At 65.8% G+C, this 25,772-nt stretch carries 25 protein-coding genes; 8 read left to right on the top strand and 17 right to left on the bottom strand.

Going from position 1 to position 25,772, the window contains the following annotated elements:
* The 3 genes from ASC78_RS10025 to pedF all read right to left on the bottom strand — a co-directional run.
* The coding region (locus tag ASC78_RS10025; protein WP_327198121.1) for an acetyl-coenzyme A synthetase N-terminal domain-containing protein at positions 1-399 on the bottom strand (399 nt) is incomplete at its 3' end.
* Positions 400-476: 77 nt separating this feature from the next.
* The gene (locus ASC78_RS10020; RefSeq protein ID WP_055800136.1) at positions 477-1,331 is read right to left on the bottom strand and encodes a substrate-binding periplasmic protein; all 855 of its coding nucleotides are present in this window, start codon (positions 1,329-1,331) and stop codon (positions 477-479) included.
* Positions 1,332-1,341: 10 nt separating this feature from the next.
* Positions 1,342-1,860 carry a cytochrome c-550 PedF gene (pedF, locus tag ASC78_RS10015; protein WP_055800135.1) on the bottom strand — a complete coding sequence of 173 codons (519 nt, stop codon included), beginning with the start codon at positions 1,858-1,860 and terminating at the stop codon, positions 1,342-1,344.
* Positions 1,861-2,138: 278 nt separating this feature from the next.
* Between pedF and ASC78_RS10010 the strand changes: the two genes are divergently transcribed.
* Positions 2,139-4,280, top strand: a complete 2,142-nt coding sequence (locus tag ASC78_RS10010; RefSeq protein ID WP_055800133.1) for a sigma-54-dependent Fis family transcriptional regulator — start codon at positions 2,139-2,141, stop codon at positions 4,278-4,280.
* A gap of 103 nt (positions 4,281-4,383) precedes the next feature.
* Here the strand turns inward: ASC78_RS10010 and ASC78_RS10005 are convergent, their stop codons facing one another.
* The 3 genes from ASC78_RS10005 to ASC78_RS09995 form a co-directional block, all read right to left on the bottom strand.
* Positions 4,384-4,731 carry a high-potential iron-sulfur protein gene (locus tag ASC78_RS10005; protein WP_055800131.1) on the bottom strand — a complete coding sequence of 116 codons (348 nt, stop codon included), beginning with the start codon at positions 4,729-4,731 and terminating at the stop codon, positions 4,384-4,386.
* A gap of 10 nt (positions 4,732-4,741) precedes the next feature.
* On the bottom strand, positions 4,742-6,535 hold the full coding sequence (locus ASC78_RS10000) for a PQQ-dependent methanol/ethanol family dehydrogenase (RefSeq protein ID WP_055800128.1): 1,794 nt from the start codon (positions 6,533-6,535) through the stop codon (positions 4,742-4,744).
* A 285-nt stretch (positions 6,536-6,820) separates the two neighbouring features.
* Positions 6,821-7,057, bottom strand: coding sequence for a hypothetical protein (locus tag ASC78_RS09995; protein WP_157634425.1), 237 nt, complete (start codon positions 7,055-7,057; stop codon positions 6,821-6,823).
* Between the two features lie 244 nt (positions 7,058-7,301).
* Here ASC78_RS09995 and ASC78_RS09990 point away from each other — a divergent pair, with 244 nt between their 5' ends.
* The 3 genes from ASC78_RS09990 to ASC78_RS09975 all read left to right on the top strand — a co-directional run bounded on the left by ASC78_RS09990 (position 7,302) and on the right by ASC78_RS09975 (position 8,529).
* Positions 7,302-7,514, top strand: a complete 213-nt coding sequence (locus ASC78_RS09990; protein WP_200934290.1) for a hypothetical protein — start codon at positions 7,302-7,304, stop codon at positions 7,512-7,514.
* 145 nt (positions 7,515-7,659) lie between these two features.
* Positions 7,660-7,893, top strand: a complete 234-nt coding sequence (locus tag ASC78_RS09985; RefSeq protein ID WP_235505042.1) for a hypothetical protein — start codon at positions 7,660-7,662, stop codon at positions 7,891-7,893.
* Between the two features lie 447 nt (positions 7,894-8,340).
* Complete coding sequence (locus ASC78_RS09975; RefSeq protein ID WP_235505041.1) at positions 8,341-8,529, top strand: hypothetical protein; 189 nt, start codon at positions 8,341-8,343, stop codon at positions 8,527-8,529.
* A gap of 44 nt (positions 8,530-8,573) precedes the next feature.
* Here ASC78_RS09975 and ASC78_RS09970 read toward each other — a convergent pair whose 3' ends face one another.
* From ASC78_RS09970 to ASC78_RS09950, 5 genes are all read right to left on the bottom strand, one after another.
* The gene (locus tag ASC78_RS09970; protein ID WP_055800117.1) at positions 8,574-8,876 is read right to left on the bottom strand and encodes a hypothetical protein; all 303 of its coding nucleotides are present in this window, start codon (positions 8,874-8,876) and stop codon (positions 8,574-8,576) included.
* Between the two features lie 28 nt (positions 8,877-8,904).
* Positions 8,905-10,374: a DegQ family serine endoprotease gene (locus ASC78_RS09965; protein ID WP_055800115.1), complete on the bottom strand. Its 1,470-nt coding sequence runs from the start codon at positions 10,372-10,374 to the stop codon at positions 8,905-8,907.
* Positions 10,375-10,477: 103 nt separating this feature from the next.
* Entirely contained in the window at positions 10,478-11,809 is a 1,332-nt protein-coding gene (locus tag ASC78_RS09960; protein WP_055800112.1) for an ATP-binding protein, read from the bottom strand.
* On the bottom strand, positions 11,806-12,465 hold the full coding sequence (locus ASC78_RS09955) for a response regulator (protein ID WP_055800109.1): 660 nt from the start codon (positions 12,463-12,465) through the stop codon (positions 11,806-11,808). The genes ASC78_RS09960 and ASC78_RS09955 overlap by 4 nt, the downstream gene beginning before the upstream one ends.
* A gap of 54 nt (positions 12,466-12,519) precedes the next feature.
* Entirely contained in the window at positions 12,520-13,290 is a 771-nt protein-coding gene (locus ASC78_RS09950) for an IclR family transcriptional regulator domain-containing protein (RefSeq protein WP_055800106.1), read from the bottom strand.
* 131 nt (positions 13,291-13,421) lie between these two features.
* On the opposite strand from ASC78_RS09950, the gene pobA reads away from it, so the two are divergent.
* On the top strand, positions 13,422-14,603 hold the full coding sequence (pobA, locus tag ASC78_RS09945; protein ID WP_055800158.1) for a 4-hydroxybenzoate 3-monooxygenase: 1,182 nt from the start codon (positions 13,422-13,424) through the stop codon (positions 14,601-14,603).
* Here the strand turns inward: pobA and ASC78_RS09940 are convergent.
* The 3 genes from ASC78_RS09940 to ASC78_RS09930 are packed head-to-tail and all read right to left on the bottom strand — an operon-like array spanning position 14,600 to position 18,283.
* Positions 14,600-15,019: an SRPBCC family protein gene (locus tag ASC78_RS09940; RefSeq protein WP_055800103.1), complete on the bottom strand. Its 420-nt coding sequence runs from the start codon at positions 15,017-15,019 to the stop codon at positions 14,600-14,602. The genes pobA and ASC78_RS09940 overlap by 4 nt on opposite strands.
* Positions 15,020-15,030: 11 nt before the next feature.
* Positions 15,031-15,921, bottom strand: coding sequence for a helix-turn-helix domain-containing protein (locus ASC78_RS09935; protein WP_055800100.1), 891 nt, complete (start codon positions 15,919-15,921; stop codon positions 15,031-15,033).
* Positions 15,922-15,952: 31 nt separating this feature from the next.
* Positions 15,953-18,283 carry a xanthine dehydrogenase family protein molybdopterin-binding subunit gene (locus ASC78_RS09930; protein ID WP_055800155.1) on the bottom strand — a complete coding sequence of 777 codons (2,331 nt, stop codon included), beginning with the start codon at positions 18,281-18,283 and terminating at the stop codon, positions 15,953-15,955.
* 224 nt (positions 18,284-18,507) lie between these two features.
* Here ASC78_RS09930 and aat point away from each other — a divergent pair, with 224 nt between their 5' ends.
* From aat to ASC78_RS09915, 3 genes are read left to right on the top strand one after another with little or no spacing between them, the layout of a single operon-like run.
* Complete coding sequence (gene aat / locus ASC78_RS09925) at positions 18,508-19,263, top strand: leucyl/phenylalanyl-tRNA--protein transferase (protein ID WP_055800151.1); 756 nt, start codon at positions 18,508-18,510, stop codon at positions 19,261-19,263.
* On the top strand, positions 19,260-20,093 hold the full coding sequence (locus ASC78_RS09920) for an arginyltransferase (RefSeq protein WP_055800097.1): 834 nt from the start codon (positions 19,260-19,262) through the stop codon (positions 20,091-20,093). The genes aat and ASC78_RS09920 overlap by 4 nt, the downstream gene beginning before the upstream one ends.
* Positions 20,094-20,123: 30 nt before the next feature.
* On the top strand, positions 20,124-20,963 hold the full coding sequence (locus tag ASC78_RS09915; protein ID WP_055800095.1) for an IclR family transcriptional regulator: 840 nt from the start codon (positions 20,124-20,126) through the stop codon (positions 20,961-20,963).
* A 53-nt stretch (positions 20,964-21,016) separates the two neighbouring features.
* Here ASC78_RS09915 and ASC78_RS09910 read toward each other — a convergent pair whose 3' ends face one another.
* The 3 genes from ASC78_RS09910 to leuA all read right to left on the bottom strand — a co-directional run bounded on the left by ASC78_RS09910 (position 21,017) and on the right by leuA (position 25,599).
* Positions 21,017-22,186 (bottom strand): serine hydrolase, encoded by a 1,170-nt coding sequence (locus ASC78_RS09910; RefSeq protein WP_055800092.1) that lies wholly within the window; start codon positions 22,184-22,186, stop codon positions 21,017-21,019.
* Between the two features lie 108 nt (positions 22,187-22,294).
* Positions 22,295-23,833 (bottom strand): 2-isopropylmalate synthase, encoded by a 1,539-nt coding sequence (locus tag ASC78_RS09905; protein ID WP_055800088.1) that lies wholly within the window; start codon positions 23,831-23,833, stop codon positions 22,295-22,297.
* A gap of 59 nt (positions 23,834-23,892) precedes the next feature.
* Positions 23,893-25,599 carry a 2-isopropylmalate synthase gene (leuA, locus tag ASC78_RS09900; RefSeq protein WP_055800086.1) on the bottom strand — a complete coding sequence of 569 codons (1,707 nt, stop codon included), beginning with the start codon at positions 25,597-25,599 and terminating at the stop codon, positions 23,893-23,895.
* Between the last annotated feature and the right edge of the window lie 173 nt (positions 25,600-25,772).

Raw genomic sequence — 25,772 nt, 5'->3', positions numbered from 1 at the left:
CAGGGCATTGGCGAACTGGCTCACGCGGGCGAGCAGTTCCTTGTAGCTGACCTGGGTGACGGCGCCGTCGTCGGCCTCGAAGACGATGGCGGTCTTGTGTTCGACGGGGGTGCCGATGTGCTTGTCCAGGCAGTTGGCGCTGGCGTTGAGTTCGCCGTCGCCGAACCATTGGTAGAAGGGGGCGTTGGATTCGTCCAGGGTCTTGGTGAAGGGTTGGGTCCAGGTGAGGTTGTCTTTCGCCAGGCGGGTCCAGAAGCCTTCGAAGTCCTGCTCGGCTTCCTGGCACAGGGCCTCGTAGGCGGGCATGCCGGAGATGCGCGCGCCCTGGGCGGCGCGGGCGTCGGGCGGGAACACGCGGTTCTCGACAAGGACGGATTCGATGGGGTTGGGGATGCTCATGTAGTTTTCGGACACGTCGTCCGTCGTTGATGTTTGTCGTTCGTATCCGATGGAATGCGCTGGCTCGATGCGTCAACTCATGGCGCCTGCCATGCGACGTGTCCCCCCTCGAACATCGTGCGCAGACGCCCGCCCTGCACCAGCGCATTGACGCTGGCCTGCAGCGCCTGAGCCAGGTCGGTCGCGTCCTTCTTAACCGCCATGCCCACCGCCCAGCCGTTGCGCTGGATGCGTACCGAAGGCAGCGGCGCAATGGCAAAGCGCGCATCGCCGTGCAGCACCGACTCCATCTCGGAGGCGAGCCCCGCGGCGGCCGCCACCTCGCCGCGCTGCAGGGCGCGTGCGGCCTCGGCGCCGTCCTTCGACTGTGTGTCGAGCTGCCCGCGGTAAGCGCCGTTGTCGGCGCCGATCATGAGCCAGCCCGCCAGCGTCTTGCCGGACACGGCAACCTTCGCATCGCCCAGCGACGAAAGCGTGTCCAGCTGCGGCAGGCGATCGAGCCGCCGCGCCAACACCACGCGCTCGCGGTAATACGGCGCGAAGATGAGCGCCTGCGGCGTGTCGTTCATCAGCGGGCGGTCCACCGGAACATGCAGCAATACATCGGCCGGGCCGAAGCCGAGATAGTGGCCCCGCCACACCATGTTGCGCAGGTCGTCGCCCATGTTCTCGTCGGCCTGGAATGGCAGCAGCGAGAGCTTCACGTCCAGCGCGCTGGCCAGCGCTTGCGCGAGCTCCACATCGATGCCCCGGCCAGCCACGTGGAACGGTGGCATGTCCTGGTAGATCGCCACGCTCAGCGTGCCGCGTGCGCGGATTTTCTCGATCGCACCTGCGCGCGCCGTGCCGGCGAGCGCGGCCACGCCGGCCGCGGCGGCCCATCGCAGGCAGTCGCGGCGCGACAGCTGCACGGAAGAAGGAAGTGTGTGCATGGCGGCCGCCTCACATCGGCTTGTCGCGCCGAGTCTCCAGGTAGGACTTGATGGACCAGATCGCCTCCTGGTTCATCGTTCCCTCGAACGGCGGCATGTAGACGGCGCCATTGCGCGTGCGGCCGCGCCGGACGGTGGTTAGATAGAAATCGTCGATCTCTTTCACGCAGGCCGCCTTGCGCGCTGCGTCCTTGAGCGAAGCGCAATCGTTGTCGAGCTTGCGCAGGTCGGGCGCAATGCCGCCAGAGATGGCGTCTATGCCGTGGCAACGCGCGCAGTTCTGGTTGTAGGCGGACGTGCCGATCTGGACGGCGCCGCCGTTGCCGCGGAACGGATTCTCCGCGCGCCACTGGTCGCCCAGCTTGGGCAGGGACGACGTGTCGACGGCCTGCGGCGTGACGTCGCCGTGCGCCCAGGCAGTGCCTGAAATGACAACGGTCAGCATTGCCGCCAGCAGAGCACCGGCCGCTTTGCGCGGCCTCGGCGCACGCGCCAGGGGCCGCAGGGTTCGTGGATCGGGATTCATCATGAAGGTCTCCGTTGTGGTGATGGGGAACCCGCACAATTCCGCAATCGCTGTGCCAACGCCTCATTGCTTCAAGCGGGAACACAAATTGCCTTAGCTGTACCGTCCCGGCGCCGGGACACTGCCCCCAAGGGCCGATTGCTGTGGCATGCTTGCCTTGGCAGCGTCGGCTTCGAACACTTCGCCCCTGGAGGTGTTCCAAAATGAAGCGATCCAGTGAGAGCATTCGAACTGGCCAGAGACAAGTTGCCGGCTCAAAGAAGCAGGACAGGAGACAGAAGATGGTTGACGCCCTTCACGCCCCAACCAGCCCTCCCCAAGGCTGGACCACGCCGTCGGCAATGGCCGTCACTCCACCTCGTGCCGGCCGCACCGAACTGATCGAGCAATGGCATCAGCGCTGCGCTGCTCTGGGCCTGTCGCGCGTCGAGCGCCCGGACTTCGAACCGATGCGGCGCAGCGATCTGGTGGTGGCGCGCGAGCGCAACCAGCGGCTGTTCACGCACGCTGCGCCAGTGATGGAAATGCTGCTCGAGCAGATCGTCGACACCGACAGCATGATCGTGCTGGCCGACACAACCGGCACCATCCTCCACTCGGTCGGCGACGACAGGTTCTTGCAGCGCGCAAACAAGGTGGCGCTCACGCCGGGGGTGAGCTGGGCCGAGCATTCCAAGGGCACGAACGCCATCGGCACCACGCTGGTCGAGGAGACGCCGACGGTCGTTCATGGCGGCGAGCACTTCATCCACGCCAACAACTTCCTCACCTGTTCGGCCGCGCCGATCTTCGACCCCCGCGGCGAGATGCTGGGCGTGCTCGACGTCACCGGCGACCAGCACTCCTACCACCAGCACACCATGGGCCTGGTGCGGATGTCGGCGCGCATGATCGAAAACCAGTGGTTGTCGGACGACTACGCCAATCGCCTGCGGCTGCACTTCCATGGCCGCGCGGAGTTCATCGGCACGCTGCTCGAAGGGATCATCGTCGTCGGTGCGGACGGCAAGATCCTGGGTGCCAACCGCAGCGCGCTGGACCAGCTCGGCATGAGCATCGCCGCGCTGCGCATGCAGAGCCTGGCGAGCCTGTTCGGCATCACGGCTTCGGCGGTGTTCGACCATTTCCGCTCGCCGCTGCCCGCGCCGATGATGCTGCACGCGGCCAGCGGACAGTTGTTCCATGTCAGCGCCCGGTTCAACGGGCCGCAGCGCGGAATGGTGCTGGACATGCCGGTGACCTCGGTGGAGGCGCGCATGTCCGGCGAGGCGGGTGCCCGTGCAACACCCGCGGCGCGCGGCGATGGCGCCGCAATCGCGCGACAGCCTTGCCCGGCTTCGAACCCGTCCTTCTCCGGCCTGCACTACCTGGACACCGGTGATGCGCAAATCGCGGCCACGCTGCAGAAGGTGCGGCGCGTCATCAACCGCGACATTCCGCTGCTCATCATGGGCGAGACCGGCACGGGCAAGGAGCTGCTTGCGCGCGCAGTGCACCAGGACTCGAACCGCGCCCGGCAGCCCTTCGTCGCGGTCAATTGCGCTTCCATTCCCGAGTCGCTGATCGAGGCCGAACTGTTCGGCTACGAGGAAGGCGCCTTCACCGGCGCGCGCCGAAAAGGCGCGGTCGGACGCATCGTGCAGGCCCATGGCGGCACGCTGTTCCTGGATGAGATCGGCGACATGCCGCTTTCGCTGCAGGCGCGCCTGCTGCGGGCGCTGCAGGAACGCAACGTGACGCCACTGGGCAGCCTCAAGTCGATTCCGGTGGACATTGCCGTGATCGGCGCCACGCACCGCAACCTGCGAGAGATGATCGGCGCAGGCACGTTCCGCGAAGACCTGTACTACCGGCTCAATGGCCTCGTGGTGCGGCTGCCGGCGCTGCGCGATCGCAGCGACTTGGACGTGGTGGCACGGCGCATCCTCCTGGCCGAATGCCCACAGGACACGCCCGAGATCGACCCTTCGGTGTTGGCGCTCTTCAAGGCGTATGCCTGGCCGGGCAACCTGCGCCAGCTGGCCAACGTGCTGCGCACCGCGGCCGTGATGGGCGCAGGCGAAAGCCACATCTGCGAACACCACTTATCGGACGACTTCCTGGAGGATGTAAGGCGCGTGCGGCCTTACGCGTCGCCGGCCGCGGCTGCGCAGGCTCCGGAGCCAGTTCCCCCTCAGGCGAGCGCTCTGTCGGAGCCCGCGAACGCTACAGCCGCGCCCGAGCACACGGTGCTTCCCTCGCGCGACGCCGACCCACTGCCCGCCGCTCTGCCCGAAGTCCCGCGCACGCTGGGTGAAGCGGAGATCGACATGATCCGCAGCGCCCTGGCGGCCGCCGACGGCAACATCTCCGTCGCCTCCAAGCGGCTGGGCATCAGCCGCAACACCATCTATCGCAAGCTGCGCTGGAACAAGGGCGAATGACGGGGCCCGTTTAAGGGCCCTGGGGAAACCCCTGTACCAGCGCCGCACGGCGCTGTACCAGCCTGGAGCAACTCGCGCGGGCCGATGTCGCATTCGAGCCCGCTCAGGCGGGTTTTCCCACCCACGCCTGACACCAGCCCTTGGCCGCGATCTGCTTTCGCCCGAACATGGCGCAGCCCGCCCAGGCTTCGGCCGGCGTGCCCTGCCACATGGCGCAGTTCACGCACTCCTGCGTGGCCGCATGGCGGGGGTACTTTTTCTTGTCGACCGTTTTCGTGTCGTGCCTGTAGCCCAGTTGCACCGCTACGTCGTCGCTTTCCTCGACGCGCGGCGGCGCGGCCCATACGACGCGCACCGGCAGCGCCGCCAACAGGCAGGCGCCGCCGGCTGCGCGGCCGACGAAGTTCCGGCGAGAGGCGTCGCCGCCCCCTTCAGTCTTGCGATTCGTCATGCCGCGCTCCTCAGTGGGACGCCACGCGAACGTCGCCCGCACCCACGGTGCGCGTCGTGCCGGCGGAAGGGATCTTGAAGACCCACACCATGCCGCCCTGCTCCAGCAGGTTGACCTTCTTGGCCACCTCGCCACCCCACAGCGGTACCGCGCCGCCCCAGCCAGAGACCACGGCCACGTACTGCTCGCCCCCCTGCTGCCAGGTGACCGGCGGCGCGACCACGCCCGAGCCGGTCTGGAACTCCCACAGCACCTTGCCCGTCTTGGCGTCGGCCGCCTTCAGGTAGCCCTCGGGCGTGCCCCAGAACACCAGGTTGCCGCCAGTGGTGAGCACTCCGCCCCACAGCGGCGCGCCGTTCTTGATCTCCCATGCGATCTTGCCGGTCTTCGGATCGACCGCACGCAGCGCGCCAATGTAGTCATCGTTGAGCGGCTTGATGGTGAAGCCCGAACCGAGGTAGGCCGCGCCCTTCTTGTAAGCCACCGGCTCATTCCAGATGTCCATGCCCCATTCGTTGGCTGGCACGTAGAACAGCTTGGTATCGGGGCTGTAGGCCATCGGCATCTGGTTCTTGCCGCCCAGGAAGCCTGGCGCCGCGAACACCGAACTGCCCTTCTTGCCATCGTCGCCGTCGACCGGGTTGCCCGGACGGTTCGAGGCCACGAAATTCGGCCGCCCGGTCTTCAGGTCGATGCCGTCGGCCCAGGTGGTCTTCTTCACGAAGGGAAAGGCGTTGAGCAACTGGCCGGTGGTGGCGTCGTTCACGTAGAAGTAGCCGTTGCGGTCGGCCTTGCCGCCCACGCGCCGGCCGTCCATGTCGAAGGTGACGAACTCGTTCACGCCGTCGAAGTCCCAGCTGTCGCTGGGTGTGTTCTGGTAGTGCCACTTGATCTGCCCGGTCTTCACGTCGATGGCCACAGTGGCGCACGAGAACAGGTTGTCGCCCTTGCGCAGATGGCTGTTCCAAGGCGCCGGGTTGCCGGTGCCGAAGTACGCCAGGCCGGTCTTGGGATCGAAGGTGCCGCCCAGCCAAGTGGCGGCGCCTCCGGTCTTCCAGAGGTCGCCCGGCCAGCTCTTGTTGGCGGTGCCTGAGACGCCCGCCTCCTGCTTGTTGCCGTCCTTGTCGTAGGTGTAGCCCATGTGGCCTTCGACCGTGGGGCGCGACCAGACCATGCGGCCCGTCTTGGCTTCGCGCGCCTCGACGCGGCCGACGATGCCGAACTCGCCGCCGGACACGCCGGTGAGGATCAGGCCGTTCGCGATGATCGGCGCGGCGGTGGCCGAGTAGCCGGCCGCGTAGTCGTCGATCTTCTCCTTCCAGACCACGTCGCCACTGTTCTGGTCGAGCGCCACCAACTGCGCGTCCAGCGTCGCGAAGATCACCAGGTTGTCGTAGAGCGCGGCGCCGCGGTTGACCACGTCGCAGCAGGGCATGATGCCCTCGGGCAGGCGGTGTTCGTACTTCCACAGCTTCTTGCCGGTGGTGGCATCGAGGGCGTAGATGCGGGAGTACGAGGCGGTGACGAACATCTTGCCCTTGTGGATCACGGGCTGCGCCTCTTGGCCCCGCTGCTTCTCCCCGCCGAAGGAGAAGGCCCATGCCGGCACGAGCCGGGACACGGTGCTGGTGTTGACCTGCTTCAGCGGCGAGTAGCGCTGGCCCTGGGTGTTCACACCCCAGGTCAGGACGTTGCCGTTCTTCGTGGCTTCGGACTGGATCATCTTGTCCGTGACTTGCGCGCCGGCGCCGCCGGCCGCGGCCAGGCCAATGGCCATGAGCGCGTTCAAGAGCTTCAATTGCATGGGGTGTCTCCTCGTGGGTGTGGATGGCGGATCGAGCGTGCCCAGGGGCATGCCTCCACGAGAGTCAAGGGCAATGACCATGCCACGCGGCATGGGGCCTTGCTGGCCCTTCCAAGGGCCCTGCCTGGGGGATTTGCCGCGGGTTTCCCCGCTGCACTGCTACAAGGTCGAACAGCGCTCGAGCGGGACCGCTGCATCTCGCCACAGCGGCGTGGCTCGCGCCGGCACATAGACGGCTCACTGCGGCCAGCGAGAGTGCGCTTGCATCGGTGCGATGCGTCCAGCCTAGGAAGGCTGCGTCAGCCGTGAGCTCCATTCCTCCACGAAACGGGCGGCTTGAAACTTCATGCATTGAAGCGCGGCTTCACGGGTCGGCTGCTGGGTGACCACCAGCACGCAGCACTGCGTGAGTTCATGCCGCAGTTCGGCCCTTCCGGCATAGACGCCTTCGACCGCGAGCTCGAGCTCCACCGCGCAGCTCCAGCCTTCGGGCAAGTCGAAATCCATCAGGGATGCGGTCATGGTGGCGAAAGCATAGGCTGCTGTTGCCGAGTATGAAATCCCTCGTGAGTACCCTGTTTGAGTCGTGTGCTGCAGCTTGGCCGGGCCAAGGCCTATGCCGGATGTGGAATCGATGGGCGGCTTCGACAAGGGTATCTTCCGGACGCGACCGTTTAGGCGGGGTGCGAGCCCGCATCGTCGATCCAAGTCGAAGCCCCGGCGGTGGCATGCCGCTTCAATTCCCCTCTCAATTGGGAGATGCACCTTGGCGTATGCGCTCTTCAACCGGATCCTGGCATCGCAGCTGCCCATGCAGTTCTCCCATCCGTCCGAGATAGACCGCCTCAAGGACCTGCGCGATGCCGGGTACATCAAGGTCGCGTTTTCGCCGCCCCACAGCGCGGTGCCACTCTGCGCGACGGTGAGCGAAGTCACGAACCTGGGCCGCGCCGCGGCGCGCTACTTTGGATCGACCTAGGGCCGCGACGCGATTCGAACGAACGACTTACTCCGCCGCTTCGTTCCCTGCTTTCCGTCCGACATGCCGTAGCGTGCGATGCGCACAACGGCATCGGGTTCGGCCTCTCCTCAAACCGCCATTGTTCGATGAATATGTTTCGACAGTGCCAGCCACACCCATCGAGTACCTGCTCGAAATCGAGCACGCGAGCTTCCCGGTCCACGTTCGAGACCCGGAGGTCATCCAGGCCATTGCGGTTCTCACCGCGCTTGGCTGCGTGGAGGCGGAAATTTCGCCGCCGCTGGATCTGCGCCGCTCCTTCGGCGACTACGAGAGCGCAGTGGTGAAGAAGATCACACCGGAAGGCATCAACGAGCTCGCCATGGAATACGGCTAGCCCGGCCGCGCTGTCCCGCGCCTCTTGAATCCAGTCCGCTCGCCCACATCATTGAGGCGACCAGAAAAATCGGAGGAAGATGATGCCGAGGTCTTCGGATGCACGCACTGTCGCAAAGCTGGCGTGGGAAGCGGCATGGGAACGTCTCGACAACGCATTGCAGCCGCCACCTGGCTACCCGGAGCCCACGCCGGAGCAACTCCGCGAGTGCTTTCGCATCGCGCAGGAAAAGCTGGACACTCTCCGCAAAATCTATGACGTTGCAGCCGTTGCAGGCGAGTGACGCGCGGCTGCCCCCTGGGCCGGGCCAAGGTTGCGCCTAGTGAAACCGTAAAAACCCGAAAAGAGGGTATTTCCCAGACCTAAAGTCAGCTATCGGGCAGCCAACGCCGCGTACATTACCGCCACGTACTATTTGCGCGGTCCATGCACTTGAACTCTTTACTCTTGGTTGCGCTTCTGCTTCTTGCGAGCGGATTGTTTTGGTGGTGGACCTTTGGAAGCGGCTTTTTCGCCGTGGTCGTCGTCGTCGTGCTGGGGCTCGGCGCCGTGCTGTATCTGGCAATCCGCGGCGACAGGACCATCAAGGACGAGCTTGACGCGCAGGTTCCCGACAACGACGGCAAGGAACTGTAGGCGCGGCTGAATCCCCTCGGGCCGGCCCGCTGGTGGCGCCAGGATCAGCGCAAGGCAAACGCCAGTGTCACGGCGCCCAGCGCCAGCAGCGCGAGGCCGGCGATGAAAACCATCTCGCCCCACGACTCCAGCCGAACGCCCGACTTGCGCGATCGCATCGAGATGAAGGACAGCAGTGCGCTGGCCAGGAAGATCAGCGCGTCGATTGCCAGCATTCGGTCGATGACGAGTCGCAGATCGTCGCGCGGCCCCAGGTGGCCGATCGACATCACCGTCATGCACACGCCGATCATGGTGGCCGACGTGGGCAGGATGTGAGCCGAAAGGCCGCCGGTCGATGAGGTCACGTTTCGCCCTGGCGCCTGTTGCCGCCGCTCATCCAATCCGCACCGGCACGAAGATCTTGTCTTCGCCGCGCTGGATCAGGAGCGCCACCGACTTGTCGGCCTTGGCCACCACCTCGCGCACCTGTTCCAGGCTCTTGGCGGGCGTGCCGTTGATGGCCAGCAGCACGTCGCCCGCCTGCACCCCGGCCAAGGCCGACGGCCCCGCGACGTCTTCGATCAGCAGGCCGTTCTCGATCGCGGCCTCGCGCTTTTCCTGCGGCTGCAACGGCCGCAGCGCCAGGCCGAGCTTGCCCTGCCCCGCTGCACTTTCGTTCTTCGCGACCTGGGTAGGCTTCTCGCTCGCATCGCCCAGCTTGGCGGAGAGCTCCTGGCGCTCGCCCTGACGCCACAATTCGATCGTCACCTTCTTGCCGGGCGTCATCTGGCCGATCACCGCGGGCAGGTCGCCTGAGGAGACGATGGGCTGGTCGTCCACCTTGCGGATCACGTCGCCCGCCTTGATGCCGGCCTTGTCGCCGGGGCCGCCCTTCTCGATGTTCGAGACCAGCGCACCCTCGGGCTTGTCGAGCTTGAACGAGTCGGCAAAGGCCTGATTCACCTCCTGCACCGCCACGCCAAGGCGCGCGTGCGTGGCCTTGCCTGTTGCAACGATCTGGTCCTTCACCTGCACGGCCACGTCGATCGGAATGGCGAACGACACGCCCTGGTAGCCGCCGCTGCGGCTGTAGATCTGCGAATTGATGCCGACCACCTCGCCGCGCGTGTTGAGCAGCGGCCCACCCGAATTGCCGGGGTTCACCGCCACGTCGGTCTGGATGAACGGCACGTAGCTGTCGTCGGGCAGCGAGCGGCCCTTGGCGCTCACCACACCGGCGGTGACCGTGCTCTCGAAACCGAAGGGCGAGCCGATGGCCAGCACCCATTCGCCGACCTTCAGGTTCTTGGTGTTGCCGAGGGCCAGCGTGGGCAGGTCCTTCGCTTCGATCTTGAGCACCGCGATGTCTGTCTTGGCGTCGGCGCCCAGCACCTTGGCGCGGAATTCGCGCCGGTCGGTCAGCTTGACGGTGACCTCCTTGGCGTCTTTCACCACGTGCGCGTTGGTCATGATGAGGCCGTCGGGGCTCACGATGAAGCCCGAGCCCTGCGCGCGCACCGGCACGTCGCGCTGCTGGGCGCGCGGGCCCATCTGGCCCTGGAAGCGGCGGAAGAACTGGAACATCGGATCCTCGGGGTCGATCCCCTGCATCTCGGCCGCTTCGGCGTCCGACGCTTTCGCGGTGCCGGTCACGCTGATGTTGACCACCGCGGGGCCATCGCGCGAAGTGATGGTCGAGAAATCAGGCAGGGTCACCATCGCGGCTGGCGCCACGCTCGCTGCGTTGGTCGGCGCATTCACGGCACGGGCACTGGTGTAGGCGCCGGCACCGACGGCACCGATCACCCCGGCAGTCGCCAAGGCAACGAGCAGGGCATGGGGAGAAGTGAGGCGGGTGTTCATATCTGGCTTTCCTTTCAATGCGTCTGTGCGCAACAAGATGAAAGGAATGTCGGTGCGCTGGCTTAAGCGCGGCTTAAACCGACGGCGCGTTGCCTCAAGAGGCTCAGGCTCTCGGAGGAAAGCGCACCACGACCCGCAACCCGCCGAGGCTCTGAGAGGCGGCAAGCGCCACCGTGGCGCCGTGCAGGTCGGCAATCGACTTGACGATGGCAAGGCCGAGCCCACTCCCCGGCGCCTGCGGCTCGCCCGAGCGGTAGAAGCGATCGAGCACTCGCTCGCGCTCTACCTCGGGCAGGCCCGGCCCGCTGTCGTCCACACTGAGCTCGACCGCCGAGCCGAGCGTCGCAATGCCAACGTCGACGCGGCCTTCTTCAGGCGTGTACTTGACGGCGTTGTCGATCAAGTTGCGCAGCAGCATGCGCAGTGCCTCGGGCTGGCCGCTCACCACGGCGTCGGGGTCGGCATGCGAAACACCGATGTCGATGCGGCGGGCCTGCGCGGCCGCGACCGCGTCCGAAATCGCCAGGCGCGCCACTTCGGCAAGGTCGACCGGCTGGGGCTTGGCACCGGCGGCCATGCTGGCCTCATGCCGCGCCAGGGCCAGCATCTGCTCGACGAGCCGCGTGGCGCGGTCGATACCCGCGACCAGCCGGCTCACCGCGAGATCACGCGCTGCGGCATCGGGCGCGCGCTGCAAGCCCTGCACCTGCAGTTTCAGCGCGGCGAGCGGCGAACGCAGCTCGTGCGCCGCATCGGCCACGAAGTGTTTCTGCGCGTCGAAGGCGTGGCGCACCCGGCCGAACAAAAGGTTGAGCTCCTGCACCAGAGGACGCACCTCGTCGGGCAGGCCTTCCTCGCTCACGGCGGAAAGATCGTCGGCCTGCCGCGATGCGACCTGCGTGCGCACGCGTGCCACGGGCGCGAGTGAAAGGCTTACCACCCACCAGACGATGAGCATGAGCAGCGGCGCCATCAACGCTACCGGCGCGATGGTGCGCAATGCCAGCGCGCCCGCCATGTTGCGGCGTGCAGCCATGTCCTGCGCCACCTGAATGACCAGCCCGCTTGTCTGCATCGAGAACACGCGGTAGGTGGTGCCGCGCGCACGCACGTCGGCAAAGCCCAGCACCGCCAGTTGCGGCAGCGCGGCCTGCTCGGCGGATTCGAAGATGCGCACGCCGTCGGCGGTCCACACCTGCACCACGAAATCGAAGTTCTGCTCCCCACTGCCGATGCCGCCGACCGCCGCACTCGGCGGCAGCCCGGCGCGCAGCGAGAGCGCCATCTGCTGCATGTGATAGTCGAAGATGTCGTCGGCCTCGTCGAGCACCGTTCGATAGGCCACGACCGCCTGCGCGCCGGCAGCAAGCACGATGGCCGCGAGCAGGAACCACAGCAGGCGCGCGCGCAGCGACCCGGTCAGCGCGCGGATCATGCCTTCGGCACCATGTAGCCTACGCCTCGCACGTTTCTGATCAGCTCGGCGCCCAGCTTCTTGCGCAGGCCGTGCACGTAAACCTCGACGGCATTGCTGCTGATTTCGTCCTTCCAGCTGTAGAGCTTTTCCTCCAACTGGGCACGCGACAGCACCATGCCGGGCCGCGCGATCAGCGGCTCGAGCACGGCCCACTCGCGCGCCGACAGCACCACCGGCTGCCCGCCCACCGAAACCTCGCGGGTGGCGGGGTTGATGCTCACGCCCATGTGCTCGTACACCGGCTCGGCGCGCCCGGCGGCACGGCGCAGCAAGGCGCGGATGCGGGCCAGCAGTTCGTCCAGGTCATAGGGCTTGAGCACGTAGTCGTCGGCGCCCGCATCAAGCCCTTCGATGCGCTGCTGCACCGAGTCCCGCGCGGTGGCAATCAGCACGGGCATCCGCTGCTTGCGGGCACGCAGGCTCCGCAGCACCTCCAGGCCGTCGCGGCGCGGCACGCCCAGATCGAGCAGCACCAGGTCGTAGTGCTGGGTGCGCAGAGCAGACTCGGCCGCATCGCCGTCTTTCACCCAGTCCACGGCGTACTGCTCGGCGCGCAGCAGGTCGAGCACGGCTTCGCCGATCATCACGTCGTCTTCGAGTAGCAGGAGTCGCATGGTTGTCTTGGTCCGTTGTCGGGATTCGAGGCAGCGGTAGCGCGGAAGTTCAGATCACAGCAATGACCTGACCTCGCGCGCCGCCTCGAAGAGCAGCGGCAGCATCTCGCGTTGGAGCATCTCTTCCTGATAGCGCGTGCCCGACAGCACCACGTTCAGCGCGGCCACCGTGTGGCCCTGCATGTCGCGCAGCGGCACTGCGAGCGCCTGCACGCCTAGCTCGTGTTCTTCGCTGGCAAAGCAGTAGTCGTTCTTGCGCACGCGGGACACCAGCTGGCGCAGGCTGCGCGCCTGGGTGGTGGTGTTTGGCGTGAGCCGCGCGAGGTGTCGCCCCTTGAGCCACTGCGTGAGCTGGGCTGGCGCCATGGCCGCGAGCAACACCCGCCCTGTCGAGGTGGCGTGCGCGGGCAGCCGCGCGCCCAGGTGCAAGCCGTACGCCAGCACGCGGGTCGGCGTGCCGTAGCTGCCGCTGCGCGCGATAATGACCACCTCTTCGCCGTCGAGCACCACGGCCGAGAACGACTCACTCGTTTGTGCCGCGAGCCGGTTGAGCGTGGGTTGCAGCGCACGCGGCAGGCGTGACGACGCCAGGTAGCTGCCCGAGAAGCGCAGCACCTTGGGCGCCATCCAGAAATAGCTGCCGTCGGTCTCCAGGTAGCCCAGGTGGGCCAGCGTGAGCAGGTGCCGACGGGCAGCGGCGCGCGTGAGTCCGGCGCGCTCGGCCGCCAGGGTGGCGTTGAGCCGCTGGCGCTCGGTGTCGAAGCTTTCGAGCACGGCCATTCCCTTGGCAATGCCCTCGATGAAGTCGGCTTTGGCGATGGTCATCCGGGTTCCGGTACGAAGTGTTGCGCGATCATCGCGCAGCCACTCGCATGATCGCACAGTGCCTCGCAAAGCGCCGCGCCAGGATGCTCCGAACGCCCTACGCTTGCGAAAACCTCAACGGAGACACGAACATGCGAACACAGGTCGCGATCATCGGCGCGGGCCCGGCCGGCCTGCTTCTCGGGCAACTGCTTTTCAAGGCGGGCATCGACAACGTCATCGTCGAACGCCAGAGCGGCGACTACGTGCTGGGACGCATCCGCGCGGGCGTGCTCGAGCAGGTCACCATGGATCTGCTGGCTCGCGCCGGCGTCGATGCGCGGGCCAAGACCGAAGGGTTGCCGCATGAAGGCATCGAGCTGCTGTTCAAGGGAGCGCGGCACCGCATCGATCTGCATGGACTCACGGGCGGGAAACAGGTCACCGTGTATGGCCAGACCGAGGTGACACGCGACCTGATGGAGGCCCGCTCGGCCGAAGGCCTCACGACCATCTACAGCGCGGCCAATGTCAGCCTTCACAGCTTCGACTCGGCACACCCTCGCGTGCGCTATGAAAAAGACGGGCAGGCGCACGAGATCGAGTGCGACTTCATCGCCGGCTGCGACGGCTACCACGGCGTGAGCCGCGCCAGCGTGCCCGCGGACGCCATCCAGACCTACGAGAAGATCTACCCCTTCGGCTGGCTGGGCGTGCTGGCCGACGTGCCGCCGGTGTCACACGAACTCATCTACGCCAACACCGAGCGCGGCTTTGCGCTGTGCAGCATGCGCAGCGCCACGCGCAGCCGCTACTACGTGCAGGTGCCGACCGAAGAACGGGTCGAAAACTGGAGCGACGAGGCCTTCTGGAATGAGCTGCGCGCGCGGCTCGACCCTGAGGCGCGCGCGGGGCTGGTGACCGGTCCTTCGCTCGAAAAAAGCATTGCGCCGCTGCGCAGCTTCGTTGCCGAACCGATGCGCTTCGGTTCACTGTTCCTGGCCGGCGATGCCGCGCACATCGTGCCGCCGACCGGCGCCAAGGGGCTCAACCTTGCGACGGCCGACGTGGGCTACCTGTCGCGTGCGTTCGAGATCTTCTACGGTGAAAAATCGCCCTCCGCGCTCGACCGGTATTCGGACCTCTGCCTGCGCCGGGTCTGGAAGGCCGAGCGCTTCTCGTGGTGGTTTACCTCGCTGATGCACCGCTTCCCGGAGACCGGTGCCTTCGGCCAGAAGATCCAGGAAGCCGAGCTCGACTACCTCGTGCATTCGAAGGCAGCCTCCACCGCGCTGGCGGAGAACTACGTGGGCCTCCCGCTCGAAGACTTCTAGCCGGCTGGCGGCGCCGGGGGTTTTTGCTCGAGCGTCTTCTTCATCGCGTCGCCGCCCTGGTCCATCATCGACCCGATGTAGGCGGCAAATTCATCAGGCAGCACGTCGGTGATCCAGACGAAGCGCGAACGGCCTTCGCCGTGCGCGAACACCTGGGCCGAGGCGTGGTGATGGCTGGCCTTGCCGCCGGTGACGGTGTAGGCAAGGCGGCGGTTCGGCTCGTCGATGCCCACGAGCAGTTCGCGCGCCACCAGGCCGTTGGCAAAACTCACGATGCGGGCGCCCTGCGCGTCCAGCTTGCAATCGGTCAGGAAGCCGGGCGCGAGACGCGTGTGCACGGCGTCAAAATCGCGCAATGCATCCCAGACCTTCGCGGCGTCGGCTTCGACGATGAATTCCTTGTAGATCGTTGCCATGGTTGTGCGCCTCAGTGGCGGTTCGCCCTCGATGAATGAATCAGGCGCTCATCTTCGAGCAAGGCTGCCAACCGGTCTTGGAAAATCTTGCGGTCGCCCTTGGCGGCTTGTCGAAAGCCACGCGGCGAGACACCAGCCGCACGGCCAAACGTGCGAACGAAGTTGCTCAGGTCGGCAAAGCCAACGTCCAGGGCCACGTCGGTTACCGGCCGGTCATCGTCTGCGAGCAGGCGCGCCGCGTGGCGCAGCCTGGAGCGAACCAGGTACTGGTGCGGCGTGACGCCGAGCACCTGCGAGAAGAGGCGCAGGAAATGGAACGAGCTCAGGCCGGCTTCGGACGCCGCGCTTTCAAGGCCGATGTCGTCGTGCGAGTTCGCATCGATCCATAGGGCGGCATCCACCGCGCGGCGCCTGTCGCGCGGAGCGGCTGGCTGGGGTGCCGGCTTGCTGCGTCCGCTCGCCACTTCGACGAACCGGCTGGCAAAGCACATGCCGAGTTCGTCCAGGCCGATGTCAGTCGGGCTCTCGGTCGCCACCTGCGCGAGTTCGCCGAGCACCATGAGTTCGGGCAGCGGCGGCAGCCCCGCGGTGCGCCAGGTCCGCTGATCGCCGCCGATCAGGTCGACGAAGCCAGGCGACAGGTGGAAAGCCAGGCATTCGTCGCCGCAGACGTGATGGTCGTGCGTGCAGACGTACTCCTCGCCCGGGCAGCCCACCAGCACCGAGCCGGCCACCAGCTCATAGGCGCGGCCGCGCGTGCGATAGCCGAAGCTTCCCTTTCGCACGTACGACACGGAGTAGTCGACGTGCATCTCGGCGAACGGCTGCGCGTCGGGGCCCGCGTCGCAGCGGTAGCTGGACACGCGGATGGGTTCGGTCTGCAGTTCGGTGGTGACGAGCATTCCAATTCACCCGCGACGAGCGCCCCAAGCCTCAGTCCACAGTGTGCATGGCCTGCCAGACCCGAGACGGGCTCAGCGGCATGTGCAGGCGCGGCGTGCCGTTCGCAAGGCCATTGCGTGCGAAGGCATCGGCCACGGCGTTGACGATGGTCGGCGTGGCTCCAATGGTGCCCAGCTCGCCCACGCCTTTCACGCCCAGCGGGTTGTTGGCGCACGGGGTCGACTCGTCCATTTCCATATGGAACAGCGTCTGGACGATGTCCGCGCGCGGTGCGGCGTAGTCCATGAGGCTGCCGGTGACGGGCTGGCCAGTTTCCTTGTCGTACACCACCTGCTCGTACAGCGCCTGCCCAATGCCCTGCACCGCGCCGCCTTCGAGCTGGCCGCGCACGATCAGTGGGTTGATCACGCGGCCCACGTCGTTGACCGAGCTGTAGGCCACCACGGCGATCTCGCCGGTCGGCGGATCGAGCTCGATCTCGCAGATGTGGCAGCCGTTGGGCCAGGTCGGGCCGGCGACGGTGCTGGTGGAGTCGACGAAGATCTCGCGCTCGGGCTGCTTGCCCGCCAACTCGAACAGGTCGAGAGCCAGGTCGGTGCCGGCCACGGTGAACACGCCGCTCGTGTAGGTCACGTCGTCGACCGCCGCCTCGAACTCTTGCGCCGCGAGTTCGCGTGCCTTGTCGATGGTGCGTTCGGCGCCGATGCGGACCGCCGAGCCGCCGGTGAACAGCGAGCGGGAACCGGCGCTTCCGAAGCCGTCGCCGCGATCGGTATCGCCGAGCACCACGCGCACCTTCTCGATCGGCACGCCGAAGGCATCGACGGCCAGCTGTGCGAGCGAGGTGGCAATGCCCTGACCCATGGCGTTGACAGCGGAGAACACTTCGATCACGCCGTCGGCCTGCACCGAGACCGTGACGCGCTCTTCAAATACATTGCCGCCGGTCCACTCCAGAAAGGTCGCAATACCGAGGCCGCGATACCTGCCCCGGCCGGCCGACTCGGCCGCCCGGGCCTCGAAACCATTCCAGTCGGACAGCGCCATTGCCTGGTCCATCACCGACTCGAACTTGCCCGTGTCGTAGGTCTGCGCCATCGGGTTGGTGTAGGGCATCTGCTCGGGGCGGATGAAGTTGCGGCGGCGCAGTTCGACGCGGTCAATGCCGGTCTGGCGCGCGGCCTCGTCCATCAGCCGTTCGATGGTGAAGATGGCTTCGGGCCGGCCCGCGCCGCGATAGGCGCCCGTGGGAGCGGTGTTGGTAAGCACCGCCTTGAAATGGAAGTCGATGGTCTGGATGTTGTAGACGCTGGTCTGCACCCACGGACCGATGAGAAGCTGGATCGCAACGCCGGTGCCGGTGGCATAGGCCCCCACGTTGGCGAGCGTCTTGATGCGCAGCGCAAGAATTTTTCCGTCGGCATCGAGCGCGAGTTCGGCCTTGGCCTCGATGTCCCGGCCATGTGCGCTCGAAAGAAACTCCTCGCTGCGGTCGGCCACCCATTTCACCGGGCGCTTGACCTGCAGCGCGGCATAGGCCACCGCGATGTCTTCGGGATAGGCGCCGGTCTTCATGCCGAAGCCGCCGCCAACGTCGCCCACCACCACACGCACCTTTTCCTTGGCAAGGCCGATGGCGGCGCAGATCGAATCGCGCACGCCCGACGGCATTTGGGTGCTCATGCGGATGGTGAGGCGCCCGGATTCGGCGTCAGGCGCGGCCAGCACCGAGCGGGGCTCGATGGTGAGTGCCACGACGCGCTGGTTGACCACGTCGAGCGCCACCACGTGTTTCGCCTTGGCAAAGGCGGCCGCCGCGGCGTCGCTGCTGCCGTGGCGCATCTCGGCGGCGATGTTGCCCGTGGCCTCCTCGCACAGCAGTGGCGCCCCGTCGGCGGTTGCGCTTGCGAGATCGACCACCATGGGAAGTTCTTCATAGTCGACCACCACGGCCTCGGCGGCATCGCGCGCCTGCTGGACCGTTTCGGCCACCACCGCCGCCACCGCCTCACCCACGAAACGGGCTCTCTCGTGCGCCATGGCAAACCTCGGGGCGCTTGCGCAATCGCTGCCGTCGGCCCGCTTGAAGCCTGCGGCACCCGGCAGCGGCTTGACGCCTGCCTCGGCCAGTTCCGCGCCGGTGAGCACGCGCAGCACGCCGGGCATGGCGGCCGCGGCCGAGATATCGATCGAGACGATGCGCGCGTGCGGATACGGAGACCGCAGGAACACCAGATGCGCCTGGCCGGGAAAGGTGACGTCGTCTGTGTAGCGGCCTTGGCCTGCCAGCAGGCTCTCGTCCTCGAGGCGGCGCACTGCATGGCCGCTGCCGAAACGCGTGGGGTTGGATTCAGTGGTCAACGAGATGGTCCTCTTGGGCTGGCGGCGCCCGCCAGGCAACACCTGCCTTGCGGGGTGCCATGGAGAGCAGATGGAAGCAGCACTATATGGGCTCTGGAATATTCCTGTGCGCTTCGCGCGCGGAGCCTGCGGCTCGCAGGCGAAATCTGTCGCCGTCCCACTGAAGAACAGCCATTTTCTTCAGCCAGATGAAGCGCGCCGCGAAGCCGTGTATACCTACGGCCATGCAACAACTGCCTTGGCTCGAACCCGGCGACGCACTGCCTGATCCTTCATCCGCCTGGGGCGAGGCCGACCCCGTACCCGGCCTGCTTGCCGCCGGAGGTGCGCTCGACGTGGACACGCTGGTGCAGGCCTACAGCCGCTGCGTGTTCCCGTGGTTCAGCGAAGACCAGCCGATTCTCTGGTGGAGCCCGGACCCGCGCATGGTGCTCCAGGTGGCCGAATTCAAGCTCCACAGGTCTCTGCGCAAGACCCTCGCCCGCTTCGCACAAACGCCCGGCTGCGAGGTGCGCATCGACTGCGATTTTGCGGCGGTCATCAAGGCCTGTTCGCAATCACCGCGCACCGGCCAGTCGGGCACATGGATCGTCCCGGACATGGTGAACGCCTACATGGCGCTGCATCGGGCCGGCCACGCACACAGCGTGGAGACGTGGGTCGACGGCAAGCTTGCTGGCGGGCTCTACTGCGTGGGGCTCGGCCGTGCGGTGTTCGGCGAATCGATGTTCACCCGCCGCCCGGATGCCTCGAAGGTCGCCCTGGCGGCGCTGGTGTGCCTGTGCCGCCGCTTCCAGGTGCGCATGATCGACTGCCAGCAGAACACCTCGCACCTGGCAAGCCTGGGAGCCCGGGAGATGTCTCGCGCGAGCTTCGTCGCGCACGTGGCCAAGGCACGCGAACAAGAGGGCCCACAGTGGCATTTCGAGCCCGTATACTGGGCAGAACTCCTTTCCACGCGGCCTTCTGAATCGACGTGACGCACCTCAAGGATCTCCCGCTTCACACGCTGCAGTTCTACGCGACGGCGCCCTACCCCTGCAGCTACCTGCCCGATCGCCAGGCTCGGTCGCAGGTGGCCACGCCCAGCCACCTGATTCACAACGACGCCTACTCCGACCTCGTGCTCAGCGGCTTCCGGCGCAGCGGAATGTTCACCTACAGGCCCTATTGCGACGGCTGCCGCGCCTGCATCCCGCTGCGCGTGCTGGTCAACAGCTTCCGGCCCACTCGCAGCCAGCGCCGCGCCGCAAAGCAGCACAAGGAGCTGCAGGCCCGTGTGCTCAAGCTGTGCTTCGTTCCCGAGCACTACCAGCTCTACCTCCGCTACCAGAACGGCCGCCATGCCGGCGGCGGCATGGACCACGACAGCATCGACCAGTACACCCAGTTCCTGCTGCAAAGCCGGGTCAATTCCAGGCTGGTGGAGTTTCGCGAGACGCTGCCCGACGGCAGCGCCGGTGCGCTGCGGATGGTGTCGATCCTGGATGTTCTGAACGACGGCATCTCGGCGGTCTATACCTTCTACGAGCCGGGGAGCCGCGAAGCGCCGGGCCGCCCCAAGCAAGCGGACGCCTCCCTCGGGGGGCAGCGAGAGCACGCAGTGCCGAGCGTGGGGGCCTCGTCCACTGGCTATGGCACCTACAGCGTGCTCTGGCAGATCGAACAAGCGCGCAAGCTGGGCCTGCCGCACGTCTACCTGGGCTACTGGATCGAAGGCAGCGCCAAGATGAACTACAAGGCGCGCTTCAGTCCCCATGAACTGCTGATCGACGGACGCTGGCAAGCGTCAGACGATTTCACAAGGTAAAATGGCGCCCGGTCCACACCGCATCGCGCCATGAGAAAAACCCAATCCGACGTTCCTGCCGTTCCAGTCATCCAGGTGATCGAGCGCATGTTCGCGCTGATCGACGTGCTCGCCTCGCGCGAGGAGGCCATCTCGCTGAAGGAAATCAGCGAAAAGACCGGCCTGCACCCCTCCACCACGCACCGCATCCTCAACGACCTGGCGGTCGGCCGCTTTGTAGACCGGCCTGAGGCCGGGAGCTACCGGCTCGGCATGCGGTTGCTGGAGCTCGGCAACCTTGTGAAGGGGCGGCTCAATGTGCGCGATGCCGCGCTGGGACCGATGCGAGAGCTGCACAAGCTCACGCAGCAGCCGGTCAACCTCAGCATGCGGCAGGGTGACGAAATCGTCTACATCGAGCGCTCCTACAGCGAGCGGTCCGGCATGCAGGTGGTGCGAGCCATCGGCGGCCGTGCAGCCCTGCACCTGACGTCGACCGGCAAGCTGTTTCTTGCGGCGGACGATCCGCAGCGCGTGCGCAGCTATGCCACCCGAACCGGACTGGCGGGACACACACGCAACAGCATCACGCAGCTGCCCGCGCTGGAGCGCGAGTTGTCGAAGGCACGCCAGTACGGCATTGCGCGCGACAACGAAGAGCTGGAACTGGGAGTGCGCTGCATGGCCGCCGGCATCTACGACGACCAGGGCAAGCTGGTGGCGGGACTATCGATCTCTGCGCCTGCCGATCGGCTGGACGAAGGATGGCTGCCCAAGCTGCAGGCCACAGCAAACGAAATCTCGGGAGCGCTGGGCTATAAGGACGCCGCCGCGGTGGCGTCCAGGGGAGCTGCGGCGGACGGCAGCGGATCTTCTTCAGCCACGGCCTGACCCAAGCCTGCGGCGCATGCGGTCGACCGGCCCTTTTCAGGGCCGGTGTCAGATCAGCCAGCCACCTGGAAGCTGGGAGCGCGCGACGCGGCAGCCGGCGTGCCTGTGGAGGCATGCGTGGCCTCGACCCAGCGGCGAACGCGTTCCGCATCGGCGATACGGCTGAACTTGCCGGCCGAATCCAGGAACACCATGATGAGCTTGCGCCCGGCCACCTTGGCCTGCATCACGAGGCACTGGCCGGCTTCGGAGATGTAGCCCGTCTTCTGCACACCGATTTCCCAATCGGGGCTCTTCACCAGACGATTCGTGGTGTTGAACTGCAGCACGCGGTTGCCGACTTCGACCTGGTACTCGGGCGACGTTGAAAGCGAGCGCACCGTGGCGTCGGAATAGGCGGCATTGACGAGCAGCGCCAGGTCTTGCGCGCTCGACTGGTTGCGGCTCGAGAGGCCCGTAGGCTCCACGTATCGCGTGTCCTTCATGCCGAGCATCTTGGCCTTGGCGTTCATGATGCTCACGAAGGTTGCAAGGCCGCCGGGATAGGTGCGGCCCAAGGCATGCGCTGCGCGGTTTTCACTCGACATCAGGGCGAGATGCAGAAGCTCACCGCGGGGCAGCGTGGTGCCGACCGTCAGGCGCGAGCGGCTGCCCTTCTCGGTGTCGACATCGTCCTGGGTGATGGTGATCAGCTCGTCATTGGGAAGACGCGCTTCACTGATCAGCAGTCCGGTCATGAGCTTGGTGAGCGATGCAATCGGAAGCACCGCATGGTCGTTCTTGCTGAACAGCACTTCGTGCGTGTCCTGGTCGATCACCAGCGCAACGCTCGACTTCAGGTCGAGCACGTCGTCAGTTCCGTGCAGTCCGGCCAACTGGCCAAAGGACTGGCGCGCGGGCGTTTCGACGCGAACCACCGAACGACGCTGCACAGCGACCACGGTCCGGCCATTTTTCTGGCGGATGGAAGCCACGACATTGCGGCCACCGCGAACGACTTTCTCGCTGCGGTCGGCCTTGGCAGTTCGCCGTTTGACTTCAACCGGCACAGGACCCGCGGCCTTCTTGGTCAGCGAGGTCTTGGCGGCGCTTGGTTTTTGTTCCTTCTTGGCGGCCTGCGCTCCGGACAGCAAAAACGCCGTCGTGCAGAACGCGACGGCGATGAATTTGACTGCGGGTAGGAACCGCTGGCTGGAAACTCGGCGGAGACGGGCTTCGGGCATTTATAAATCTCCAGCGGCGAAAATGAGAACCGCAGTGTATCCAAATCAAAAAAGGCACGCAATATCAGTTACTTGCATCCCTTTCTTAACTTAGGATGGGCAGTAAACTTAACCCTGTGCCGCCACTCTCTCAGCTTGGCTCTGGAGCTTGTTGAGCGCACTCAAATAAGCCTTGGCCGACGCGACCACGATGTCCGGGTCTGCACCTACTCCATTCACCACCCGCCCTGCATTTTGTAACCGAACTGTAACTTCTCCTTGGCTTTCTGTCGAGCCACTTATCGCATTCACCGAGTAAAGAACCATCTCGGCGCCGCTCTTGACATGCGACTCGATGGCCTTGAGGGAAGCATCAACCGGGCCATTACCGTCCGACTCGCTGGTGACTTCCTTGCCCTGGGCAGTGAAAACAACCTTTGCATGGGGGCGTTCGCCGGTTTCGCTGTGCTGCGAAAGAGAAACAAAAGCAAACTGTTCGTCAACGTGCGAATGCTCTTCCGCGCTGACGAGCGCAAGGATGTCTTCGTCGAAAATTTCGGACTTGCGATCAGCCAGTTCCTTGAAGCGCAGGAAAGCGGCGTTGACGTCGCCCTCGCTCTCCATCGTCACGCCGAGTTCCTGCAGGCGCTGCTTGAATGCATTGCGGCCGCTGAGCTTGCCCAGCACGATCTTGTTGGCGCTCCAGCCCACGTCTTCCGCCCGCATGATCTCGTAGGTGTCGCGCGCCTTCAGCACGCCATCCTGGTGAATGCCGGAGGCATGTGCAAAGGCGTTGGCGCCCACCACGGCCTTGTTCGGCTGCACCACGAAGCCCGTGGTCTGGCTCACCATGCGGCTCGCAGCCACGATGTGCTGGGTGTCGATGTTGAGGTCGAGGCCGAAGTAATCCCTGCGGGTCTTCACGGCCATGACGACCTCCTCGAGCGAGCAATTGCCCGCGCGCTCGCCCAAGCCGTTGATCGTGCACTCGACCTGGCGCGCGCCGCCGATCTTCACGCCGGCGAGCGAGTTGGCCACCGCCATGCCAAGGTCGTTGTGGCAATGCACCGACCAGATCGCCTTGTCGCTGTTGGGGACGCGCTCGCGCAGCATCTTGATGAAGTTGCCGTAGAGCTCCGGAATGGCGTAGCCCACGGTGTCGGGCACGTTGATGGTGGTGGCGCCCTCATTGATCACGGTCTCGAGCACGCGGCAGAGAAAATCGGGGTCGCTGCGGTAGCCGTCTTCGGGGCTGAACTCGACGTCGGCCACGAGGTTGCGCGCAAAGCGCACGGCAAGCCTCGCCTGCTCGTGCACCTCGTCCGGCGACATGCGCAGCTTCTTTTCCATGTGCAGCGGCGACGTTGCAATGAAGGTGTGGATGCGCCCGCGCGCCGCGCCCTTGAGCGCTTCGGCCGCGCGCGAGATGTCGCGGTCGTTGGCGCGAGAGAGGCCGCAAATCGTCGAATCCTTGATGGCGTTGGCAATGGCCTTGACGGCCTCGAAGTCGCCGTTCGAACTGGCCGGAAAGCCGGCCTCGATGACGTCCACCTTGAGCCGTTCGAGCTGCTTGGCAATGCGCAGCTTCTCGTCGCGCGTCATCGAGGCGCCGGGCGATTGTTCGCCGTCGCGCAAGGTGGTGTCGAAAATAATGAGTTGGTCGGTCATCGTGGACTCCTTTGTTCCTTTAATCGTTTCGCACCTTGCGCGTACGGCGGCGGACAGCGTCAGGCGAGCTCAACCACCGATTGTGCGCTGTGCGCGCCACGGGTCCGTGCACGCTGCACGCCCGAGACAATGGCCTTGAGCGAAGCCGAGATCACGTCCGCATCGATGCCGACGCCGAACAGTGTCTGGGCCTCGTCCACGCGCAGTTCGAGGTACGCCACCGACTTGGCATCGGCGCCCGCGCCGATGGCGTGCTGGTGGTAATCCATCACGCGCACCGTGTGGCCGGTGGCCTGGCTCAGCGCCTGCGTGAAGGCGTCGATCGGACCGTTGCCGCGGCCTTCGATGGCGCGAATTTCGCCGTCCCAGGGCAGGTCGCCCCGCAGCACGACGGAAGCATTGGCGCCCTCGCCTTCTTCTTCCTGGAGCACGCGATGCTGCAACGAATGCGCGGCTTCGATGCCGTACTCGCGCACGAACAGCTGCCACAGGTCTGCCGCGGTGAGCTCCTTGCCGGCCACGTCCATCACGCGCTGCACGGTCTGCATGAACTCCATCTGCAGGCGGCGCGGCATCTCGATGCCGTACTCGCTTTCGAGCAGGTAGGCCATGCCGCCCTTGCCCGACTGGCTGTTGACGCGAATCACGGCCTCGTAGCTGCGGCCCACGTCCTTCGGATCGATGGGCAGGTACGGCATGTCCCAGATATCGCCGTCCTTGCGGGCTGCAAAGGCCTTCTTGATCGCGTCCTGGTGCGAGCCGGAGAACGAGGTGTAGACCAGGTCGCCAACATACGGGTGGCGCGGATGCACCGGGATCTGGTTGCAGTGCTCGACCGTCGCGCGGATCTCGTCGATGTTCGAGAAGTCGAGTTCCGGCGAAACGCCCTGCGTGTAGAGATTGAGCGCGACGTTCACGAGGTCGAGGTTGCCCGTGCGCTCGCCGTTGCCGAAGAGGCAGCCTTCGATGCGCTCGGCGCCGGCCATCAACGCCAACTCGCCGGCGGCGGTGCCCGTGCCGCGGTCGTTGTGCGGATGCACGCACAGCACGATGGAGTCGCGCCGCGCGAGGTTGCGGTGCATCCACTCGATCATGTCGGCAAAGATGTTCGGCGTGGAATGCTCGACCGTGGTGGGAAGATTGACGATGCACTTGCGCTCGGGCGTCGGCGCCCAGACTTCGGTGACCGCGTCGACCACGCGCTTGGAGAACACGACGTCGGTGCCCGAGAACATTTCGGGCGAATACTGGAAGGTCCACTTCGTTGCGGGCTGCTTGGCGGCAAAGTCATTGAACATGCGCGCATGGCTGCTGGCAAGCTCGACGATCTGGTCTTCGTCCATGCCGAGCACCACGCGGCGCATCACCGGGGCCACGGCGTTGTAGAGGTGAACGATGGCGCGCGGCGCGCCTTGCAGCGATTCGAAGGTACGGGCAATGAGGTGGTCTCGCGCCTGCGTCAGCACCTGGATCGTCACGTCGTCGGGAATGCGGTCTTCCTCGATCAGCTTGCGCACGAAGTCGAATTCGATCTGCGAGGCGGAGGGGAAGCCGACTTCGATTTCTTTGAAGCCGATGGCCACGAGCGTCTCGAACATGCGCATCTTGCGCGCAATGTCCATCGGCTCGACAAGCGCCTGGTTGCCATCGCGCAGGTCCGTCGACAGCCAGATAGGCGCCTTCGTCAGCACGGCATCGGGCCAGGTGCGGTCCTTGAGGCCGATCGGGGCGAATGCGCGGTATTTGGCTTGAGGTTGCTTGAGCATGTCGATTTCTCTGGATGGTTGGTAATCAACCAGCAACCCCAAAAACAAACGGCCCGTTGCTGGTGCGAACGGGCCGTGGTGAGGGATTTGCGCGTGCGCTACCGTCTCCGCCCGTGAGGGAGGGCTAGTAGGGCCAGCAGCGAAATCTTGGTCATGAGGATTGTGAATGTAGC

It is taken from the genome of Variovorax sp. Root318D1 (assembly GCF_001424835.1).
In the GTDB taxonomy this organism is placed as follows: Bacteria; Pseudomonadota; Gammaproteobacteria; order Burkholderiales; family Burkholderiaceae_C; genus Variovorax.
This window is presented reverse-complemented; position numbering and strand designations above follow the sequence as displayed.

What these genes read in the sequence shown, in the direction of transcription:
- leuA (WP_055800086.1), bottom strand. Translation starts at nt 25,599, where the DNA reads ATGCTCAAGCAACCTCAAGCCAAATACCGCGCATTCGCCCCGATCGGC.
- ASC78_RS10000 (WP_055800128.1), bottom strand. Translation starts at nt 6,535, where the DNA reads ATGCAATTGAAGCTCTTGAACGCGCTCATGGCCATTGGCCTGGCCGCG.
- ASC78_RS09950 (WP_055800106.1), bottom strand. Translation starts at nt 13,290, where the DNA reads ATGACCATCGCCAAAGCCGACTTCATCGAGGGCATTGCCAAGGGAATG.
- ASC78_RS09955 (WP_055800109.1), bottom strand. Translation starts at nt 12,465, where the DNA reads ATGCGACTCCTGCTACTCGAAGACGACGTGATGATCGGCGAAGCCGTG.
- aat (WP_055800151.1), top strand. Translation starts at nt 18,508, where the DNA reads ATGCAACAACTGCCTTGGCTCGAACCCGGCGACGCACTGCCTGATCCT.
- ASC78_RS09965 (WP_055800115.1), bottom strand. Translation starts at nt 10,374, where the DNA reads ATGAACACCCGCCTCACTTCTCCCCATGCCCTGCTCGTTGCCTTGGCG.
- ASC78_RS09905 (WP_055800088.1), bottom strand. Translation starts at nt 23,833, where the DNA reads ATGACCGACCAACTCATTATTTTCGACACCACCTTGCGCGACGGCGAA.
- ASC78_RS10010 (WP_055800133.1), top strand. Translation starts at nt 2,139, where the DNA reads ATGGTTGACGCCCTTCACGCCCCAACCAGCCCTCCCCAAGGCTGGACC.
- ASC78_RS09940 (WP_055800103.1), bottom strand. Translation starts at nt 15,019, where the DNA reads ATGGCAACGATCTACAAGGAATTCATCGTCGAAGCCGACGCCGCGAAG.
- ASC78_RS10005 (WP_055800131.1), bottom strand. Translation starts at nt 4,731, where the DNA reads ATGACGAATCGCAAGACTGAAGGGGGCGGCGACGCCTCTCGCCGGAAC.
- ASC78_RS09915 (WP_055800095.1), top strand. Translation starts at nt 20,124, where the DNA reads ATGAGAAAAACCCAATCCGACGTTCCTGCCGTTCCAGTCATCCAGGTG.
- ASC78_RS09960 (WP_055800112.1), bottom strand. Translation starts at nt 11,809, where the DNA reads ATGATCCGCGCGCTGACCGGGTCGCTGCGCGCGCGCCTGCTGTGGTTC.
- pobA (WP_055800158.1), top strand. Translation starts at nt 13,422, where the DNA reads ATGCGAACACAGGTCGCGATCATCGGCGCGGGCCCGGCCGGCCTGCTT.
- pedF (WP_055800135.1), bottom strand. Translation starts at nt 1,860, where the DNA reads ATGATGAATCCCGATCCACGAACCCTGCGGCCCCTGGCGCGTGCGCCG.
- ASC78_RS09935 (WP_055800100.1), bottom strand. Translation starts at nt 15,921, where the DNA reads ATGCTCGTCACCACCGAACTGCAGACCGAACCCATCCGCGTGTCCAGC.
- ASC78_RS10020 (WP_055800136.1), bottom strand. Translation starts at nt 1,331, where the DNA reads ATGCACACACTTCCTTCTTCCGTGCAGCTGTCGCGCCGCGACTGCCTG.
- ASC78_RS09995 (WP_157634425.1), bottom strand. Translation starts at nt 7,057, where the DNA reads ATGACCGCATCCCTGATGGATTTCGACTTGCCCGAAGGCTGGAGCTGC.
- ASC78_RS09910 (WP_055800092.1), bottom strand. Translation starts at nt 22,186, where the DNA reads ATGCCCGAAGCCCGTCTCCGCCGAGTTTCCAGCCAGCGGTTCCTACCC.